Origin of the sequence: Corynebacterium sp. HMSC035E02 (assembly GCF_001836065.1) — a bacterium.
GTDB classification, from domain to species: Bacteria; Actinomycetota; Actinomycetes; order Mycobacteriales; family Mycobacteriaceae; genus Corynebacterium; species Corynebacterium hiratae.
Genome location: NZ_KV827376.1, coordinates 1 through 19218, shown reverse-complemented (window position 1 = coordinate 19218; position 19218 = coordinate 1). Strand labels below are relative to the sequence as shown.

Annotated in this window: 12 protein-coding genes; 6 read left to right on the top strand and 6 right to left on the bottom strand. The window is 63.3% G+C overall.

Translation table 11 applies throughout. The features are described from left to right. Nucleotides 1–2691 carry an FtsX-like permease family protein gene (locus tag HMPREF2635_RS11270; RefSeq protein ID WP_070821781.1) on the top strand — a complete coding sequence of 897 codons (2691 nt, stop codon included), beginning with the start codon at nucleotides 1–3 and terminating at the stop codon, nucleotides 2689–2691. Nucleotides 2692–3090: 399 nt separating this feature from the next. Beyond that, nucleotides 3091–3846: a M23 family metallopeptidase gene (locus HMPREF2635_RS11265; protein WP_070821780.1), complete on the top strand. Its 756-nt coding sequence runs from the start codon at nucleotides 3091–3093 to the stop codon at nucleotides 3844–3846. A gap of 4 nt (nucleotides 3847–3850) precedes the next feature. Here HMPREF2635_RS11265 and pcrA read toward each other — a convergent pair whose 3' ends face one another. Beyond that, on the bottom strand, nucleotides 3851–6358 hold the full coding sequence (gene pcrA / locus HMPREF2635_RS11260) for a DNA helicase PcrA (protein WP_070821779.1): 2508 nt from the start codon (nucleotides 6356–6358) through the stop codon (nucleotides 3851–3853). A gap of 112 nt (nucleotides 6359–6470) precedes the next feature. On the opposite strand from pcrA, the gene HMPREF2635_RS11255 reads away from it, so the two are divergent. The 3 genes from HMPREF2635_RS11255 to pgi all read left to right on the top strand — a co-directional run bounded on the left by HMPREF2635_RS11255 (nucleotide 6471) and on the right by pgi (nucleotide 9539). Then, nucleotides 6471–6833: a chorismate mutase gene (locus HMPREF2635_RS11255; protein ID WP_070510536.1), complete on the top strand. Its 363-nt coding sequence runs from the start codon at nucleotides 6471–6473 to the stop codon at nucleotides 6831–6833. Nucleotides 6834–6900: 67 nt separating this feature from the next. Further along, the gene (locus HMPREF2635_RS11250) at nucleotides 6901–7803 is read left to right on the top strand and encodes a trypsin-like serine protease (RefSeq protein ID WP_070821778.1); all 903 of its coding nucleotides are present in this window, start codon (nucleotides 6901–6903) and stop codon (nucleotides 7801–7803) included. A 101-nt stretch (nucleotides 7804–7904) separates the two neighbouring features. Continuing rightward, nucleotides 7905–9539 carry a glucose-6-phosphate isomerase gene (gene pgi / locus HMPREF2635_RS11245; RefSeq protein WP_070821777.1) on the top strand — a complete coding sequence of 545 codons (1635 nt, stop codon included), beginning with the start codon at nucleotides 7905–7907 and terminating at the stop codon, nucleotides 9537–9539. 159 nt (nucleotides 9540–9698) lie between these two features. Here pgi and HMPREF2635_RS11240 read toward each other — a convergent pair whose 3' ends face one another. The 5 genes from HMPREF2635_RS11240 to HMPREF2635_RS11220 form a co-directional block, all read right to left on the bottom strand. Continuing rightward, entirely contained in the window at nucleotides 9699–10766 is a 1068-nt protein-coding gene (locus HMPREF2635_RS11240) for an HNH endonuclease signature motif containing protein (RefSeq protein WP_070821776.1), read from the bottom strand. Nucleotides 10767–10818: 52 nt separating this feature from the next. Further along, nucleotides 10819–11232, bottom strand: a complete 414-nt coding sequence (locus HMPREF2635_RS11235) for a YccF domain-containing protein (RefSeq protein WP_046646988.1) — start codon at nucleotides 11230–11232, stop codon at nucleotides 10819–10821. A gap of 10 nt (nucleotides 11233–11242) precedes the next feature. After that, nucleotides 11243–12064, bottom strand: coding sequence for a DNA-formamidopyrimidine glycosylase family protein (locus HMPREF2635_RS11230; RefSeq protein ID WP_070510449.1), 822 nt, complete (start codon nucleotides 12062–12064; stop codon nucleotides 11243–11245). Nucleotides 12065–12091: 27 nt separating this feature from the next. Beyond that, nucleotides 12092–13360 (bottom strand): alpha-hydroxy acid oxidase, encoded by a 1269-nt coding sequence (locus HMPREF2635_RS11225; protein WP_070510451.1) that lies wholly within the window; start codon nucleotides 13358–13360, stop codon nucleotides 12092–12094. A gap of 87 nt (nucleotides 13361–13447) precedes the next feature. Next, nucleotides 13448–18388 carry an Lhr family ATP-dependent helicase gene (locus HMPREF2635_RS11220; protein ID WP_070821775.1) on the bottom strand — a complete coding sequence of 1647 codons (4941 nt, stop codon included), beginning with the start codon at nucleotides 18386–18388 and terminating at the stop codon, nucleotides 13448–13450. Between the two features lie 34 nt (nucleotides 18389–18422). On the opposite strand from HMPREF2635_RS11220, the gene HMPREF2635_RS11215 reads away from it, so the two are divergent. Further along, entirely contained in the window at nucleotides 18423–19181 is a 759-nt protein-coding gene (locus tag HMPREF2635_RS11215) for a 3'(2'),5'-bisphosphate nucleotidase CysQ (protein WP_198531364.1), read from the top strand. Nucleotides 19182–19218 lie beyond the last annotated feature (37 nt).

Here is a 19218-nt window from a genome sequence, read left to right as displayed (position 1 = left end):
ATGTCCGGCATTAATGCCGCCACCCGCCCGACGAGGCGCGACTTGTGGCGCCACCCGTGGCGCACGCTAGCCGCCGTTTTGCTCATCGCGCTGCCAGTGGCACTCGTGATTGGAATGGCGCTCTTTGATAATTCCTCCGGTCGGCTCTCCGCGGCCTTGAGCTCACCCAAGCGGCAGATCAGCGCCGAGCGCTCGGACATTAGCAACGAAGACGTACCACGCTTGGCTGCCGAGGTGCTTCCTGAGGGCCTCAGCGTCAGCCCGGTCACCACTTTTTCTAGCACGTCACTAATCCATAATGGGAAGTCAACCAACTCCTGGGTAGATCAGTTCGACGCGGAGAATCCGCCAGAGCCGGCGCAGGAGGCCGTCGACAAGTTCAACCTTGGCCCCAACCAGGCAGTTCTATCGCGTTCGACCGCGCGCAAGATCGACGCCTCCGTGGGGGACGTTATCACCGTGCGCACCAACGCCCTCAGCAGTGACCACCAAGCCACAGTCGCGGCCATTGCTCCCGAAAACTTTGATTTTGTCACCTCCCCCACCCTCAATGAGGCCCTCAGCGACCCTTCTTTTACAACACGCACCACCTGGGCCATCGTGGGTGATACAACGCTGACCGAGGAGGATGCCGACCGCGCCCGTGAAGCTGGGCTGGAAATCTGGGCAGCGGAGCTGCGAGATACGGACCGCCCCGATTCTGAGCCGGATTCCTTTGGCGGAACCCTGAGCAGTATTCTTTTCGTACTCTTCTTCGTCGGTCTCTACGCCATCGCCGGATTGCTCATCCTTTTCCTTCTCGCGCCCGTCTTCACGCTGGCTACCGGACGCAATACCCGGCTGTACGCGCTGATGTCGAGCCAGGGCGCACTACCACGCCACATCATGTTCGCGGTGATGGCTTATGGCTTGCTGATGGGGCTTATCGGCGCCACCATCGGCGTGGTTGTTGGACTCACGGCTTCGTGGGTGTGGTGGGCAGCCCGCTACCCGGACTTTGCTGCCCACCCGCCCTTCCTAGCTATTGGCCTTGCATGGATCGTGGCGGTGGCAGGCTGTGTCATTGTCTCCATCGTTCCCGCGTGGTTGGCGCAACGTGGTGCCCTATCCACCGCAATCCAGGGCGCTGCTCCCGACCGCCTCTTGCGCTTCCGGCGGTGGATGGCCATCGGCCCTGCATTCCTGCTTCTGCTCGTGCTATTCAGCTTCACCCCCTGGGGACAGTACATCCCCACGGTGCTGGCTCTCTTCGGAGTCATCGCGGTTGCCGCGTCTGCCCCGGCCTTGGTCTTCTTGTGCTCCCTGCTGTCGCGCCGCGGCCCCCTCGCGTTGCGTCTGGCTGGACGCGGCCTGACCCGGCGCAGCATGCATGCCTTGCCGACGTCCATCGCTCTCGTTTCAGTTGCCTTCGTAGCCTCCCTGTTTGGTGTGGGCATCATGACGGATAGCGCAAAGACCACCGCCGAAGAAAAGCTCGTCATGCCGCCTACTTCTGCGCTGATTGAGGAGGCGACGTTTGAGCAACCAACGCAGGTGTCCACGCCGGAAGAACGCGCAGCGGTAGAGGCCATCCTGGAGACCACCACTGCCCGTACCTACCCCTTCTACACTTTCCCCTCGTGGACGACGTCCTACAGCCTTCCAGAGGATGGCACTTTTTACGAGCTCACCACCGAGTTTGATTACCAGTGCGAGCAGGTCGATCTCAGCAAGCCGGTTGAGAGGGCAGTGTTCGTGGATAATCAGGGGCGGCGCACCGATGAGTCCGAAGAGGCTCGCCAGGAGTGCGCCCACGAGTTGATGACATCGTTCCCCTATAACCCGCTGATCTATCAAAGCAGGATGGTTCAAACGGATTCTTCCCAGCTCAATCTGTGGCAGTTCGACTCAGAAGAAGATCGACGCGCAGCGGCACAAACGCTGGATGCTGGCGGCATCGTGCTTCCCCACAGCAGCCACGTCGGCGATAAGACTCATGGCACGGTGACCGTAAAATCCTATAACCGCATTGACAGCCAAGAACCGAGCGGGGCACAGGACGCGGATCTGCCGGTTGTAGAGGCACTACCCACCGCGGCCCGCGACGTGGTCTTGATTAGCCAGCAGGCAGCAGAAAAGCTGAACATGGAGCCCTTCTACGTGGGCCAAGCCCTCGCGTTCGACGAGCCACCGAGCGAGTCAGAGCGTGAGGAGCTACAAGACCTGACAGCGAGCGCCTCGCAATCGCAATACTCGCTAAGCTTCGCCGTCTCTACTCCCGAGAGCTTCCGCTACTACCTGGGCCTCGGAATGGGGATCGTCTGCCTCATCGTGCTCGCACTCATCATTGCCAACGCAGCGAGCAGCATGCGCCAGGAAAGCACCGTGCTGCAATCCATCGGCGCCGACCCTTCGCTGATGTCCAAGGTGGCAGCATGGCAGACGTGGATGCTGGCCACCGTAAGCATGCTCTTTGGTGTGGTTGCCGGACATCTCGGCACGTACTTCTTTGCCGATAGCTCAGGATACGTTTTCTCGACGCCGCTCCATGGCTTGCGCCCGCAGGACTACTTCACCCCGGATTGGTGGCAATTCCTCGCCGTGCTCGTCGTGCCACTGTTGGCTGCCGCCCTCGCGGCTGCGATCAACCGCAGCGACAAAACGGCCCCGCTCACCGCGCGGGATCGCAGCGAATCACGTTCCCTAACTTAAAAGCGTTGACCTAGTAGCAGCGCCCACAACCCCAGCGCTCTCGGCTGAAAGATTGGCCGGGAGCGCTGCACTTTTCACCCCCCAAATCTCACCCCCATTCTTTAAACCTCTACTTTACCCCTGTAACAATTTTCACTCCTTTCACACGCGCAACACGCTGGGCTGTTCGATAGTTTTTCGAACAATTCCTGGATTTACCTGCATTTTTAAGCGTTGCGCAGGGTGGTCCCGCGGGATAGTTTGTATCTCGTTGCCACACAGCCTCAGCACTCGGTTGCAACCGCACCGGCGTGTCGCGGGCTTTAAGGCGCACTGCGGCTGATACGGCCGCTCCCCTATTGCTCACAGGCTTCCGCCGCATACCCAGCGGGCCACAGCAGGACTTAAGGACGTGAAGTTATGAAGCGCACGCTCAGCGCACTCGCCGCCGTGGCGGTTAGCACCGCCACCGTGACGACCCCAGCGTTCGCCGCCGAACCGGCAGCAAGCGTGGACGTCTCCGACGGGTCCTCCAAGGACCCGTCCGCTGCCGACGTCGAAGTCAAGGAAGAATCCAAGGCCGACCTCTTCAAAGCCGTCTCGGGGCTGCTCATTTCGACAGCCGGTGCCCTCAACGGGGCATCCGTCCCAGAGGTCAACACCACGCAGGACGGCTTCGAGATCGCCCTCGATCCCTCCAGCATTCCTGGTCTCGCCGAGGCCTTCGCCCCGCAGGGCGATCACTCCGGCCTCACCCCTACTCGCGGCCAGGACGCGGACGGTAACACCGTGGTCTTTCCGACCTCCGGAACTTTCACCTCTGGCTTCGGCCCGCGGTGGGGTTCCTTCCACAACGGCATCGATGTGGCAAACCCCATTGGCACCCCCATCTACGCTGTCATGGACGGCGAGGTCATTTCCTCCGGCGCTGCCCAAGGCTTTGGCAACTGGATCCGCATCCAGCACGACGATGGCACCATCACCGTCTATGGCCACATGCCCAGCGACCAGCTGCTGGTCGACGTCGGCGACCGCGTCGAGGCCGGCGACCAAATCTCCGTCATCGGCAACGAGGGCCACTCCACCGGCCCGCACCTGCACTTCGAGGTTCACCCGGGCGGCGGCGCGGCCGTCGATCCGGTGGACTGGTTCAGCGAGCGCGGCATCCTCATCTAAAGCATCAGAGCTTTTCCATCGGCACTCCGCCGATGAGCATGAGGCGAACCTTGCCCGCTGAACCGAAGTCCACGGTGACCGTCGCCCGCGCGCCGGTCCCGGAGGCCTCGATGACCGTGCCCAGCCCGTATTTCGCGTGGTTGACGCGGTCCCCCACAACTAAATTGAGATGGTTATTCTTCGGCATCGACGTTGCCGAGGCCGGCTTGCGCGAGCGCTGCGAAGGGGAAGACGCAGCGCTCCGCGAGCCATAGCCGCCTCCACGGAAGAACCCGCTATCCGAGCCAAAGGTTCGCCCGTATTGGTAGGAATCATCTCCGCCCCACGCGCCAGACAGCGAGCTGTCTGGTTCTTCACGGCGCCAGTCGATGAGGTCCTCTGGGACCTCGGCGAGGAAGCGACTGGCCGGGTTCGTCACCGGGTTACCCCAGGACGAACGAAGAATCGCGCGCGTGAGGTAGAGCTGTTCCCGAGCACGCGTAATACCCACGTAGGCAAGGCGGCGTTCTTCGCTCAGCTCCTTCGGGTCACCCAGGGAGCGCATGTGCGGGAACTGTCCGTCCTCCCAGCCAGTGAGGAAGACGACGGGGAATTCAAGGCCCTTCGCAGTGTGCAGCGTCATCAGCGTGACCACCCCGGATTCGTGGTCCGGAATCTGGTCCGCATCCGCCACGAGTGAGACCTTTTCAAGGAACGCCTGAAGCGAGCCCGGCGCGGCTTCACCTTCTGCTAGCTCGGGTGCTTCTTCTGCGTCCGCACCCATGAATGCCATCTCATTAGCGGCCTCAGAGCTGAACTCGCGGGCCACCGAGACCAACTCGTTGAGGTTATCCAGGCGCGCACCATCCTGCGGATCGTTGGAGTTCTCGAGCTCCGCGCGGTAGCCGGTGGCGTCAAGAAGCGCGTTGAGCAACTCCCCCAAATCCGGCTGGCCCGTCACCTCATTGACCATGCCCGGGATCTGCGCTCGTACGCCTTCCATCATCTCGTTGAATTTGGTTACGGCATTCACTGCCCGCGTGCCGAGTCCGGCTACTTTGCCCTCCGCCGCATCACGGAGAGCAGCACCAAAGCTCACGCCAAGGTTCTCCGCGTGCAGGGCGATCTGCGCCTGCGCTTTATCACCAATAGCGCGCTTCGGCACGTTAATGATTCGGCGCAGGCTCACGGTGTCATCCGGATTATCCATGATGCGCAAGTAGGCCACCATGTCCCGGATCTCGCGACGCTCATAGAAGCGCGTGCCACCGACCACCTTGTACGGGATGCCCGAGCGCACGAAAATATCCTCCAGCGCGCGGGAGGCATTGTTGGTGCGGTACATCACCGCAATATCGGAATACGCCGTACCTTTATCCGCCAGGGAATCAATCTCCGAGGCGATATACCGTGCCTCATCGTGCTCATTATCCGCCACGTAGCCGACGATCTGTTCGCCCTGGCCGTGGGCGGTCCACAGGTTCTTCTCGCGGCGGCCCTCATTCTTCGCGATGACCGCGTTCGCCGCGTTCAGAATGGTCTGCGTCGAACGGTAGTTTTGCTCCAGCAAAATCGTGTGCGCCTGCGGGTAATCCCGCTCGAACTCCTGGATATTCCTGATGGTGGCTCCGCGGAAGGCATAAATCGACTGATCCGAATCACCCACCACGCACAGTTCCGGAGCATCCGGCGGCAGCTCGCCCCGGCCCACCAAAGCCGAGACCAATGCATACTGCGCGTGGTTGGTGTCCTGGTATTCGTCGATAAGCACGTGCTTAAAGCGGCGACGATAAAACTCCACCACCTGCGGGTGCTGATTAAAGATGCGCACTACTTCCCCGATGAGGTCATCGAAGTCCACCGCGTTCGCCGCGCGCAGGCGGCGCTGATATTCCTCGTACACGCTCGCCACGGTGAGCTCGAAAGGATTCTTCGTCCTCTCTGCCTCCGCGCGCGCCTGCTCCGGGGAGATGAGCTCGTTCTTGCGGTTGGAAATCTGATTAGCCAGAACACGCGCCGAATACTTCTTCAGATCCAGCTGCATGTCCTTCGCAATCATGGTGAGCAGCCGGCGGGCATCATCGCCGTCATAAATGGTGAAATTCGTGTTCAAGCCCGGTACGAGCTGGGCGTTATTGCGCAAGATACGCACGCAAATCGAGTGGAAGGTGGACACCCACATCCGCTCCGCGACGGGGCCGACAAGCTGGCCGACGCGCTCCTTCATCTCCGCGGCTGCCTTGTTGGTAAAGGTAATGGCGAGGATCTGCCAGGGGGCCACCCCGCGCTCCCGCATAAGGTACGCAATGCGGCGAGTCAACACTGCAGTCTTGCCCGAGCCCGCGCCGGCCACAATAAGCAGCGGCGAGCCCGAATGTTTCACGGCCTCTTCCTGCTGCGGATTTAAGCCCTCGAGCAACGGATCAGAGCCCTGACCGGAAGGGGCGTCGACGTTGCTCTCGGGCACAGGAAACAGGCCGCCGGCGGAAGAATCGGAAGACGAACGGGGGACGAAAGGAGATTTGTTATTCATAATGCTCTCCAACCTACTAGCACCACCGGACATTGCCCCTCACCGCACTTCTGGTCGACGTGAAAGCTGGTAATTCCCCTTTTCTCCCGCCGTGGTGGCACAATCTGATGTCATGAGCTCTTCACATCCTGGCAACGCAGACTCTGGCTTGAGCCCCGAGCACCAAGACCCCAACGTCGTGGACAATGGGCTCGACATTCGCATGCCGTCGGGCACCGATGACCCGCTGAGTGATGCCGAGATTCAGCGCTACCGCGAAGAGATCAACCGCCTCGACCGCGTTATTCTCGACGCCATCAAGCGCCGCACCGACATTTCGCGCACCATTGGTAAGACGCGAATGAGCTCAGGCGGTACCCGTTTGGTGCATACCCGCGAAATCGCGATCCTCAACGAGTTCCGCGACGAGCTTGGGGAGGAAGGCCCCGCTATCGCCTCCGCTCTCCTGCGCTTAGGCCGCGGCAAGCTCGGCTGATCAAACGCCGCACGGACTAGTCCCCAGCCCACGCGCCCTTAAACATGCGGTGGGTTAGGCTCGCGCCATGCGCTTTTCCTCTCGCCTGGCTGCGATTCTCGCCGCGGCCACCGCTGCGTTCGTGTTATCCGCCTGCGGCACCTCTTCTTCCGCTGGGACCACCATTTCCACCACGACGCTCAATCTTCCCGCCGTCAGCAACTCCGACCGCAGGCAGGGTTCCGCAGCATCCGGAACAACGCAAGGCTTCGAGGAGCCCCTCGACGGCGATGCGCTCTGGGATAACACCATCGAAATCCCTCAAGCGGAGCGACCGGAGCCCCGACGTAACCTGATAGCTCCTGAAGCTGCCGATTACTTCATGAGCCTGGGGGTGTTGACGCCGGGTGCGCCCATCTACAACGGCACAAACGGTGGCCGGTGCTCCACCGGTCATTTCGCTGGCGATGGGCAGCGCCTCTTTATCCTCACCGCCGGGCACTGCGGGGACACGGGCGACACCTTCTATTATGAGGATCAATCCGGCAGTACGGTAGAGATAGGCCAGATGGTGAAGAAGGCCCGCAACACCAACACCGATAGCATCAACTCGGCCGACATTGCACTGATCGAAGTGTCCAACCCAGCCGCCGAAGTATCTACCGCACCGGCCTTCAATGCGCCTTTGGCCGGTTGGATGAGCCTCGAGGATGTCACGCACAAGAAGCCCACGATGTGTTTTGCCGGTTCCGCGGGAGGCGCTGCCTGCGACGATTTCATTGACCGCTTCGAAAACCAAGGACTCTTCACCTTTGGCAGCGAGAGCGTACCCGGAGATAGCGGCGGTCCTGTCTACGCTTCCATCGACGGCAAACTGTACGCGGTAGGTGTCTTGTCCTTTGGCAACTACGATGATTACACCGGCCCCGAAACTGGTGCCATGGAGATCGGAAACACGATGGAGCAATTCAACCTGAAGCTCTACTCCTAGCTCAACGCAGTACGGTCTTCTGCCTCGGCAGCGAAGGGATTTCTGGACTACGGTGGACACAGTAAGTTTCATGTCTGCTACCTGCCAGAAAGGCTTTTGCAATGGACATCACCGCTCAGCCGCAGTGGGCCGCGCTCACCTCGCTTTTTGAAAGCAAGAAGGACCTCAACCTGCGTGAGCTTTTTGCTAACTCCGCTTCCCGCGCCGCAGACTATTCTTTCGACGCCGCGGGCCTGCACGTGGATCTGTCGAAGAACCTCATCGATGAGGAAGTAGTCACCGCACTGGTGGACCTCGCCCGGGCTGCCGACGTCAAGGGGCGCCGCGACGCAATGTTCGCCGGCGAGCGCCTCAACAACACCGAGGATCGCGCCGTGTTGCACACCGCGCTGCGCCTGCCCGTGGAGAAGGACTTGAGCGTCGACGGCCAGGACGTCGCTGCCGACGTCCACGAGGTGCTGGGCCGCATGCGCGACTTCGCCACTGCGCTGCGCTCCGGCAAGTGGCTTGGCCACACCGGACACACCATCAAAAAGGTGGTCAACATCGGCATCGGCGGCTCCGACTTGGGCCCGGCCATGGCCGCGAAGGCCCTGCGCTCCTACGAAGTGGCGGGCATTAGCGCGGAGTTCGTCTCCAACGTCGACCCGGCGGATCTCGCCGCGACTCTCGACGGCCTCGACGCCGGCTCCACCCTCTTCATCGTGGCCTCCAAGACCTTCACCACCCAGGAAACCCTGGCCAACGCTCACGCCGCACGCCGCTGGCTGATTGAGCAGTTTGATGGTGACGAGTCGGCCGTCGCCAAGCACTTCGTTGCGGTGTCCACCAACGCGGAGAAGGTCGCGGAGTTCGGCATCGACACCCAGAACATGTTTGGCTTCTGGAACTGGGTGGGTGGCCGCTACTCCGTCGACTCCGCCATTGGCCTGTCCCTGATGTGCACCATCGGCCCGCTGGACTTCATGCGTTTCCTCGAGGGCTTCCACGCCATGGATGAGCACTTCCGCACCGCGCCCCTGGAGCAGAACGTTCCGGCGCTGATGGGTCTGCTCGGTGTGTGGTACTCCAACTTCTTCGGCGCGCAGACCCACGCGGTGCTGCCCTACTCCGAGGACCTCGGCCGCTTCCCCGCCTACCTGCAGCAGCTGACCATGGAGTCGAACGGCAAATCCGTGCGCCGCGACGGCACCGCTGTCACCACCGGCACCGGTGAGATTTACTGGGGCGAGCCGGGCACCAACGGCCAGCACGCTTTCTTCCAGCTCATGCACCAGGGCACCCGCCTCATCCCGGCGGACTTCATCGGCTTTGCCCGCCCGAAGGAGGACTTCCCCACCGCCGACGGCACCGGTTCGATGCATGACCTGCTCATGGGCAACTTCTTCGCGCAGACCAAGGTCTTGGCCTTTGGTAAGACGGCGGAAGAGATTGCCTCTGAGGGCGTAGACGAAGCCCTCGTTCCGCACAAGGTGATGCCGGGCAACCGCCCCACCACCACGATTCTGGCGGAGGAGCTCACCCCGCAGACCCTCGGCGCGCTGATCGCGCTCTACGAGCACATCGTGTTCACCCAGGGCATCATCTGGGATGTCAATTCCTTCGACCAGTGGGGCGTGGAGCTGGGCAAGCAGCAGGCCAATGACCTGGCACCGGCAGTCTCCGGCAAGGAGGAGGCCGCATCCGGCGACGGTTCCACCGATGCTCTGATCGGCTGGTACCGCAACCACCGCTAAGCACTGCTTGGCGACGTCCCCCCGGCCAAACGGCCGGGGGTTCACCCGTTTTTGACGCGCAATCGACATGTGGGATCGCCAACGCCGCGGAGGCCCTGTGGGCGTCCACGTGACGATCTACCTGTCGGGCGGCCCCTGTGGGCTCGCCCGCGCGGCGGTTTACCCGCCGGGCGGTCCAAGTCCGCGTTGCGCGGCTTGATACGCAGCCTGGGCGGTTATCGGTTCTCCCCAGGGAGGGATGTAGTCCACATCGCCGCGAATCCTAAACACGTAGCCAGCACCTGTTGGTTTCTCCGGGTCATCGTCATTAATGCCGTTGTGATAGGCGCACAACATGGTCAGGTTCGGCGGGTTGGTAGCCCCTCCTGCCTTCCACGGCACAAGGTGATGCACCTGAGCATAATCAGCGGGCTTATTGCATCCCTTCCTGGCACAGGTCGGATGTTCGGCACTGGCCATCATGCGCTGCTCAAACCCGGCTAAGCGCTTCATCCGGTGCAGCCATACCGGCCCGATCGTGGGGTGGATGAGGGTTACGTAGCCGATCTCGGCAAACTTATAGTTCAGAAATTCCGTGCCGGTCATGCGGCCGCCATTGGTCAGCTCAAGGACGATGTCATCGCCGTCGCCGCTCACAATCTTGTCGAGCTTGTCCAAGGTGACAACGACGCTGGTGAGCACGGCTGGTTTGGTTCCGCCATGGGATTTGTTGAAGAAGACGTGGTTGGCTGCTTCCAGCAGGTTGTTCTGGTTGATGGATTCCAGCACGCCGCGCATCTCGGTCACGGTCATGGGGTCATCGGTAATGGTCAGCGAGTGCGGACCATCAGCGCGATAGGTCATGCGCACACCAGGTGTGGGCACGCGTTTGGGCTTGAGCTCTTTTAAGCGCTTGGCCGCCACGGCTGGGATGTTCAATGCTGATGTGCCGGCGAGCTTGATCCGTAGGTTCCAGGCATGCAGCTGGTTCTTCAGCTTCTTCGTGTAGGACTCAATGAGGCTTAACGTGGCCAGATCATGGCGCTGTTCGGCGGCTCGGCTGCGGGCAGTGCGTTGCTTACCCGTGAACTTGGTAGCGCCGAAGTAGATGTGGTTCAAGCCAGCCAATTCGGCGGCATCGGCAGGTGAAGCGCCGAGTGCGCGCAAGCGTTCCTCGCCTCCTACCGCCTGCTCCACCAAAGAAATCCCCGAGTTGCGGTAGGAGAAATAGGTCTCTAAATCCCCCATGCCTCAGAACACTAAAGCACCCTAGGCAACCCCGCAACCGGAGACAGAGATTTTAGAGCTTGATCATCGACTCCCAGCCGAACGGAATGTGGTCAGAGTCCACAATCTTGCGGCCGAACGGGAAGCACGTCACCGGGATCATCTTCAGGTTGGCCAGAGCCACCGGGATGCCCACGATGGTCACTGCCTGCGCCGCTGCAGTGGTGACGTGGCCGATAGCCAACCACAGGCCAGCGACAAGGAACCAGACAGCGTTAGAGAACCGAGACATGCCACCGGTGCCTTTGACCGGTTGAATGACGGAGCGCCCAAAGGGCCACAGCGCGAAATTCGCCATACGCATCGAGGCCACACCGGCAGGAATCGTCACGACGGGGATGCAGGCCAGGATGCCGAGGAGGAAGTAGCCCAGTGCGAGGACAAGGCCACCAGTTGCCAACCAGATGATGTTCAAAATGATCTTCATGCATCCCAGCCTAGCGACGCGGCTGGCAGTGCGGGCACCACCAGATGATGCGCTCTAACTCCCCTTCATCGCCGCCGGCGTCCACACCACCCAGCGTGGATTTCTCAATGAGCGTGCCGCAGCGTCGGCAGCGCTGACGGTTGCGTCCGAAGACATAGGTGGTCTCCCCTGCCCTTTTCACGCCGGTGGTCACACGTACCGGCGAGTCTCGATTGGCCCAGATGAGGCGGCGGGAGATGGTGAGGATCTGGGGGACGTCGACAAGCGCTACAGGTGTTGCTGGATGAACGCCGGCCAGGAAGCAGACCTCGGCGCGGTATTCGTTGCCCAAGCCTGCCACGTTGCGCTGGTCCAGGAGGGCCGCGCCGATGCTGCGCTCGGGGCGCAACTCGATGCGGTGTACGGCCTCCTCAAAGCCGCCTTCCGCCCATTCTGGCGCGAGGATGTCGGGGCCTAGGTGCGCCATGCGCTGCTCAAACTCGCGGGTGGGGAAAACCTCCACCAGCCCCAACCAGTGCCCCACCAGCTCAATATCACGCGGGGTGTTTTCCATCTGCAGCACCACGCGGGCGCTGTGGCCGGGCTTGCGCCAGCGGTCCCCGGCGTAGTGGATGGCCCACGTGCCTTCCATCTTGAGGTGGGTATGCAGGATGAGCTCGCCGCCGAAATCCATGAAGAGGTGTTTGCCATAGGGCCAGACTTCCTCGCACACCAGCCCGTCGAAACGCACGGTGGCATAGCGCGGCACGCGCAGGGAGGAGGAGGTTACGCGCCGGCCTTCCATGAACTGCAGCCGATTCGACAGCTGCAGTACGGAATCACCCTCGGGCACAGCAGAACCTCCTCACCAAACGGGTGCCTACTCTACCGGCGTGTTCCTTCCTTCACCGAATGCCAGCGCACCCGGCTCCCACGGGGTGACCACGTGCTGGCGGGAAAGGTCTTCGATCTTCTTCACGCCGAGCAGCTGGAGGGTGTTCTTGAACTCCTCCGCGAGCAGCTCAATGACGCGGTCGACGCCTTCCTTGCCGCCGGCCATCAGCCCGTAGAGGTAGGCGCGGCCGATGAGGACGAAATCCGCACCCAGAGACAGCGCAATGGCGATGTCGACGCCGGACATGATGCCGGAGTCGTAGATGATTTCCACGTCCGGGCCTACCTCCGCGCGCACGGCCTCAAGGGCTTGGAGGGTGTTGACCACGCGGTCGAGCTGGCGCCCGCCGTGGGAGGAGACCACGATGCCGTCGGCGCCAAGGTCGATGACCTTGCGGGCGTCCTCGGGGTTGACGATTCCCTTGACGAAGAGCTTGCCCGTCCACTGCTTGCGAATCCACGCTAGGTCCTCGAAGTTGAGGCCTGGGTCAAACATGGTGTTGACCAGCTCGCCTAGTGTGCCGGTGGTCGAGGTCAGGGAGGCAAAGGTGACCGGGTCCGTGGTGAGGAAGTTGAACCACCACTCGGGGCGCCATGCGGCATCGAAGACGGTGCCTGCGGTCAGGCGCGGCGGGATGCGCATTCCGTTGCGGGTATCGCGCAGGCGCTGCCCGGCTACGGGCGTGTCCACGGTGACCACCAGGGTGTCATAGCCGTTAGCCGCCGCGCGCTCGATGAGCTCCTGACAGGCGGAGTGGTCCTTCCACAGGTAAAGCTGGAACCAGCGGCGCCCGCTAGTGCCTTGCGACGCCGCGACCTCCTCCACCGAGCGCGTGCCCATCGTGGAGAGCGTGAACGGGATGCCTGCGTCGCGGGCGGCTTGGGAACCAGCGTCCTCGCCTTCGGCATGCATGAAGCGGGTAAAGCCGGTCGGCGCGATGCCGAAAGGCAGGGCCGCGGGCTCTCCGGCGATCTCGGTGCTCAAGGAGATGTCGTGCGCACCATTGAGCACGTTGGGCATGAGGCGAACGTCGCGGAAGAAATCGCGGGATTCGCGGTAGCTGACCTCATCGCGGGCGGCACCGTCGACGTAGTCGAAGGCAGCCTTGGGTGTGCGGCGCTTGGCAATCTTGCGCAGATCCCACACATCAGCGGCCTCTGCCAGGCGTGCTGTCCGGCGGTCGAGGTTGGGTGCTTCGAACCGCATGAGGTTCTTGAGCTCGGACACGTTGGGCAGTTGGCGCTTTAGCCGCATGGAAACAAGACTCCTTTTTCTATTGGGCTATCAACTTCTGAGGTTAGGCCTCTGAAATGCCCACACCCAAACGCTGAGGTTTAACATTCAGCGGCGTCGACGGCGCGGGCGGAAACCACCTGGGCTTCCCGGCGTAGTCGATGGGCCACCAGACTCAGTGGAATCCTCCGGATCATCGAAGGACAGCTCCTCCATCGCCTCGACGGCGCGGCGCCCACCGCGACGTGCGGGACGGTAAGGTTCAGCGGAGCGCGTGGCTTCTCCAGATTTGCCGTGCTGTCCTGCACGGCCGGAAGAGGCGGTGTGGGCAGAGCCAGTAATCCGCACGCCCTTCGGGGTCAGTGCCGCGCCCAGTGCGCGCAGCTCACCGCCCAGCTTCGACTCGAAGATGGGCCGCCCGTTCGCTTTCTCAATGACCAGCTTGTTCAAGCGCCCGGCGGCCACCAGCTCGTTGAGGCCTGCAAGCACTGCGGCTAGTACCTCGGTGCGCTCGATTCCCTCGGGCAAAGCGTTGAAGAACGTGGTCAACGTCTTTCCGCCCCGGGTCAGGTGAGCCACCGGCAGTCCATCCATGAGCACCACCAAGGCACCCGCGGCGCGGATGGGGCGGGCCGCGGATTCGCCGGCATCGGTAGTGGGCCAGGGCAGCGCCGCACCATAGGGGTTGGCAGGGTCGGTCGCGGCCAGGACATAGGCCTGCGGCTCGCGGGTTCCGGAGGGCCAACCGGTGACGTCCGGCGAATCATCCACCCCGCGCAGGCGGTCAATGACCGCGGGTGTGGAGAACTGCGCGGCACCCAGTCCTTCAATGACATAGCCGCGCATCGCCTTGCCGGATTCCTCGAAACCGGAGAGCACCTTATAGGCCAGGGCGAAACCTCCCAGGACGTCCTCGGCAACCACAGAGCCACGGGTAAGCACGCCGTAGCGGTCCAGCCAGGCCTCGCCGTGCGCGATGGAGCGCGACGTTGCATCCGTGGCCGCGGGAACGGATAGCGACCACCGCCCCACCACGTCTGGTGCGGCCTGCGCACCAGACACATTGAGCGATTGCGCAAAGGACGTGCGCCCCATGCGCAGGCGCGAGCGCGATGGCCGACGCCGCGCGCGATGCGCCGTACGCCCCGCGTTCCCCGTCACCAAGTGCGCGCGGATAGGAGCGAAGGAATCGGGGCTGACTAGCCCTGCCTCCACCAGACCCCAGAGGGCCTCGCGAACCTCCTCGGCCGTACCGCTCAGCTGCGGTTGGATATCGGAAATGAGGTAGCTGCCGCCGCCCTGCAAGGCCTCCAGCAGCTGGGTTTGCAGCATGGACAAGCCCGCTTCCTCCGCAGAAACCTGCGGGGCAAGCTGCGCGGCATAGTCCGCCGGCAGCAGCATGATCCACGGGTCGTTGGAGCCAGCCTTACCCGCGCCCACGATGAGAACCTCGCCGCTGGCGGTGAGCTCATCCAGCATCGTCGGCGAATAATCCCCCACTCGCGCAGGCAAGATAAGGCTCTCCCAGGCAGAGGCCGGCAGGCGCACGCCGGCCAGCTGCTCAATGACGGCAAAGACGCCGTCCACCCCGCGCAGCACAGGGCGCCGACCTACCGCGGCCACCTGCTGCCAGTCCGGGAGGAAGCGCGCGAAGGCCGCAGGCGAGACCGGCTGCGTGGCCGCCCGGGCTGCCGCCAGCGAGCGCGAGCGGATGACCTTGAGAACTTCAGCCGCGCAGTATTCCTGCTCCTCCACGCCTTGCCGGTAGTGCCCCGCCAGGATGGAGTCCAGACCGTTGAGCGTCGAGTGCGCCACCGCAGCCGAGAGGCCAAAGGCCTCCTGCACATCGCGCGCCACAAACGGCCCGCGCGTGCGCGCCCAGCGACTGACCAGCTGATCCACGGCATCGGTAATCGTGGCCTGCTGGGCGGGGATGCCGGGCGGGACGGGGATGCCCAGGCCGTCGCGAAGCAGCGGCGCATCCAATGATTGCGCCACGTGCTCGCAGCCGTTGATGCGCACCTGCATGATCCGCGCACCGAGCGTATCGAGTGCACTCAATGGCACCGTGGCGTGCGCGCCGAACTCATCGACCGGGATGGGGCCCAGCACGCGCAGCAGGTCCGCGACCTCCTCGGTGGTGCGCGCCTGGCGCTCCGGGGTGGTGCGCTGTAGCTGGGCATGAACCTCGGCGATGATGGAGCCGTCGAGAAGCTCGCGCAGCTCCACCGTCCCCAACAGCTTCGCCAGCAACGCCGGGTCCAATGCCAAGGCCGCCGCGCGCTTTTCCGCCAGCGGCGAGTCGCCCTCATACATGAACGCGCCGGTGTAGTTGAACAGCAGCGAAGACGCAAAGGGCGAAGGCTGCTCCGTGGTGACCTCAGCGATGCGGATGCGGCGGTGCGCCAGCTCCCGCATGACCTCCGTGAGCGCCGGCAGGTCATAGACATCCTGCACGCACTCGCGCACGGTCTCCAGGATGATGGGGAAAGAAGGGTAGTTGCGGGCGACGTCGAGAAGCTGCTCCGCGCGCTGGCGCTGCTGCCACAAAGGCGCGCGCTTGCCCGGGTTACGCCGCGGCAGAAGCAGCGCTCGCGCCGCGCACTCCCGGAAACGAGAAGCAAAGAGCGCGGAGTTTCCCACCTGGTCGGTGACGATGTCCGCGATCTCATCAGCATCAAACAGGAACAGCGCGGCATCCGGGTCCGCCTCCCCCTGCGGCAGGCGGAGCACGATGCCGTCATCGCCCGCCACGGCCTGCGCATCCATCCCGGTACGCTCCGCCACGCGCTGCCCCACCGCCAGCGCCCACGCCGCATTCACCGGCCGGCCAAACGGGGTGTGCAACAGCACGCGCCAATCCCCCAGCTCATCCGTGAAACGCTCCAGCAGCAGCGTCTTCTCATCCGGGATGAGCCCGGTGGCCTCGTTCTGTTCCTGCAGGTAGGCGGAGATATTACGCCGCGCGTTCTCGTCAGCGTCGCGCACGATAGACGCATCCGCGTGCGCCTCACGCCGGAATGCGCCCAGCGCCTTGCCTAACTCATAGGGCCGCCCAGCTTGGTCACCGTTCCAGAAAGGCAAACGCCCCGTATGCCCCGGCGCGGGTGTCACCAGCACTTGGTCACGCGTAATCTCCTCCACGCGCCAGCTCGTTGCGCCGAGGGTGAAGATGTCCCCCACCCGGGTTTCATAGACCATTTCCTCATCGAGCTCACCCACGCGGCGCGGCGCGGAACCGGCCTCACCAGTTCCCACCAGGAACACCCCGAACATGCCGCGGTCCGGAATGGTGCCGCCGTTGGTCACCGCCACACGCTGTGCGCCGGGGCGCGGGGTCAGCACGCCCGTCACACGGTCATAGACCACCCGCGGTTTCAACTCCGCAAAATCCGTCGAGGGATACACACCACTCACCAGGTCCAGCACGGAGTCGAAAACCTCGCGCGCCAGGTCCTTATAAGGCCAGGCGCGGCGCACGGTGTCGTACCATGTGTCGGCCTCTAGTCCCTCACTCGTGCCCGCGCTTGCCGACGCCACCACCGCCGCCACCGTCTGCTGTGCCAAGACATCCAACGGGTTGCGCGGGGAGTGCATTTCCTCGATGAGGCCCTCCTCCATGCGGGCGACGGTGAGTGCTGATTGCACGAGATCCGCGCGGTGCTTGGGATAAAAGGATCCGTGCGAGACCGCGCCGACGGAGTGCCCGGCGCGGCCCACGCGCTGCAGGCCCGAGGCCACCGAGGGCGGCGATTCCACCTGCACCACCAGCTCCACCGCGCCCATGTCGATGCCCAGCTCCAGGGAGCTCGTGGCAACCACGGCCTTGAGCGTGCCTTCCTTGAGCATCGTCTCCGTCAGCGCGCGCTCGTCCTTGGACACCGAACCGTGGTGCGCCCGGGCGATAACGGCAGGTGCCTTCCCGGCGACGTCGACCTGTTTCATCAGTTGGGCCGGGTCGCGCCGGGTGGCTGGGCTCAAGGAATCTGGATCGTGTTCCTGGGCATAGAGCTCGTTGAGCCGGCTGGTAAGTCGCTCGGCGGTGCGGCGCGAGTTGACGAAGACGAGGGTGGAGCGGTGCTCCATGACTTCGGCGTAAAGCTCTTCCTCGATGAAGGGCCAGATGGACTTCGCCGTGGGCAGGGCGGAGTCTCCCACCCCGCCTTCTTCCTTGCGGTACGCGTGCACGCGTACCGCGTCTTGGGGGCCTTCGGTGATGCCCAGGGGGTCGTCGACAGTCGCCTCCCCGATGGGCGAGCCTTGCTCCGGGGTGGGCAGGTCCGACATGTCCTCGACCGGCACGTGGACGTCGAGCTGCCATCGCTTCTTCGCCGGTGGCGCGATGATATCCACGGGGCGGTCGCCACCCAAGAAGTTGGCGACAGCACTCAGCGGGCGCACCGTCGCCGACAAACCAATGCGCTGAAACTCCCCGGCGATGAGCCCGAGGCGCTCCAAGGTCAGCGCCAGGTGCACGCCGCGCTTGGTGCCGGCCAAGGCGTGGATCTCGTCGATGATGACGGTATCCACGGTCTTCAAAATCCCCGCTGCCTTGGAGGTGAGCATGAGGTAGGCCGATTCCGGCGTGGTGATGAGGATGTCCGGTGGCTTGCGCACCTGGCGGGCGCGCTCAGTCTGCGGGGTATCGCCTGAGCGCACGCCGACGGTGATATCCGGCACCTCCAGGCCCAGCCGCTCGGCGGTGCGGGCGATGCCGTTGAGCGGGGCGCGCAAATTGTTCTCGACGTCCACACCCAAAGCCTTGAGTGGTGAGATATACAGCACTCTCACGCCATCATGCGCGCCCTCGCGGGAAGGCTCATTGCTCAGCGGCAGCGCGGTCTGGCCTTCGCGCTCCACCAAGGAATTCAGGGCCCACAGGAAAGCCGCGAGCGTCTTACCGGAACCGGTTGGCGCGACAACCAGTGCATTCGCACCACCGGAAATAGCCTGCCACGCTTGTTCTTGTACTGGGGTGGGGGCGGCGAAAACGTCCTGGAACCAACCGGCCACCTGCGGGCGGAACTTCGCCAGAACGTTTTTAGACATGCCCTACTCTATCGCGCGCGCTAATCTGGTCACTATGACCGTTGAGATTTCTGATTCCCGTCTAACCAACTCCCTCGCCGAAGGCTGCGGCGAGATCCTCAAAGGCGTACGCAACGGTGGCCTGCTGCGCGGCTTGGCGCTGGGTGATGCCGGTGATGAGGCCGCTCAGGAATGGATCGCCCGCGTCCTAGAGCAGCACCGCCCGCAGGATGGCGTCCTGTCGGAGGAAGCTGCCGATGACTTGAGCCGCTTGAAGAAGGAACGCGTGTGGATCATTGACCCGCTCGACGGCACCAAGGAGTTCGCCACCGGCCGCCAGGACTGGGCCGTCCACATCGCGCTGGTCGAAAACGGCACCCCTACCCACGCGGCAGTCGGCATGCCGGACATGGGCGTGACTTTTAAGTCTTCCGACGTGCGCGCGGTGACCGGCCCGCTGTCGAAGAAGTTCGTGGTTTCCCGCAACCGCCCGCCGAAGGTGGCGGATTACGTCGCGGAGAAGATGGGCTTTGAGACGGTAGGCGCGGGCTCCGCAGGCGCGAAGGCCATCCACGTGCTCTTGGGTGACTATGACGGTTATATCCACGCCGGTGGCCAGTACGAGTGGGACCAGGCCGCCCCGGTGGGCGTGGCTTTGGCTGCGGGCCTGCACTGCTCGCGTCTGGACGGCTCCCCCATCAAGTTCAATAACGAGGACACCTTCATCCCGGATCTGCTGATCTGCCGCCCGGAGCTAGCAGACGAGATTCTGGAACACGCCGCCGCCTACGCGGAGGCCAACGGCGGTTACTAGGTTTCTCGTGTGATGTCTATGGAGTTTTTGGACACGG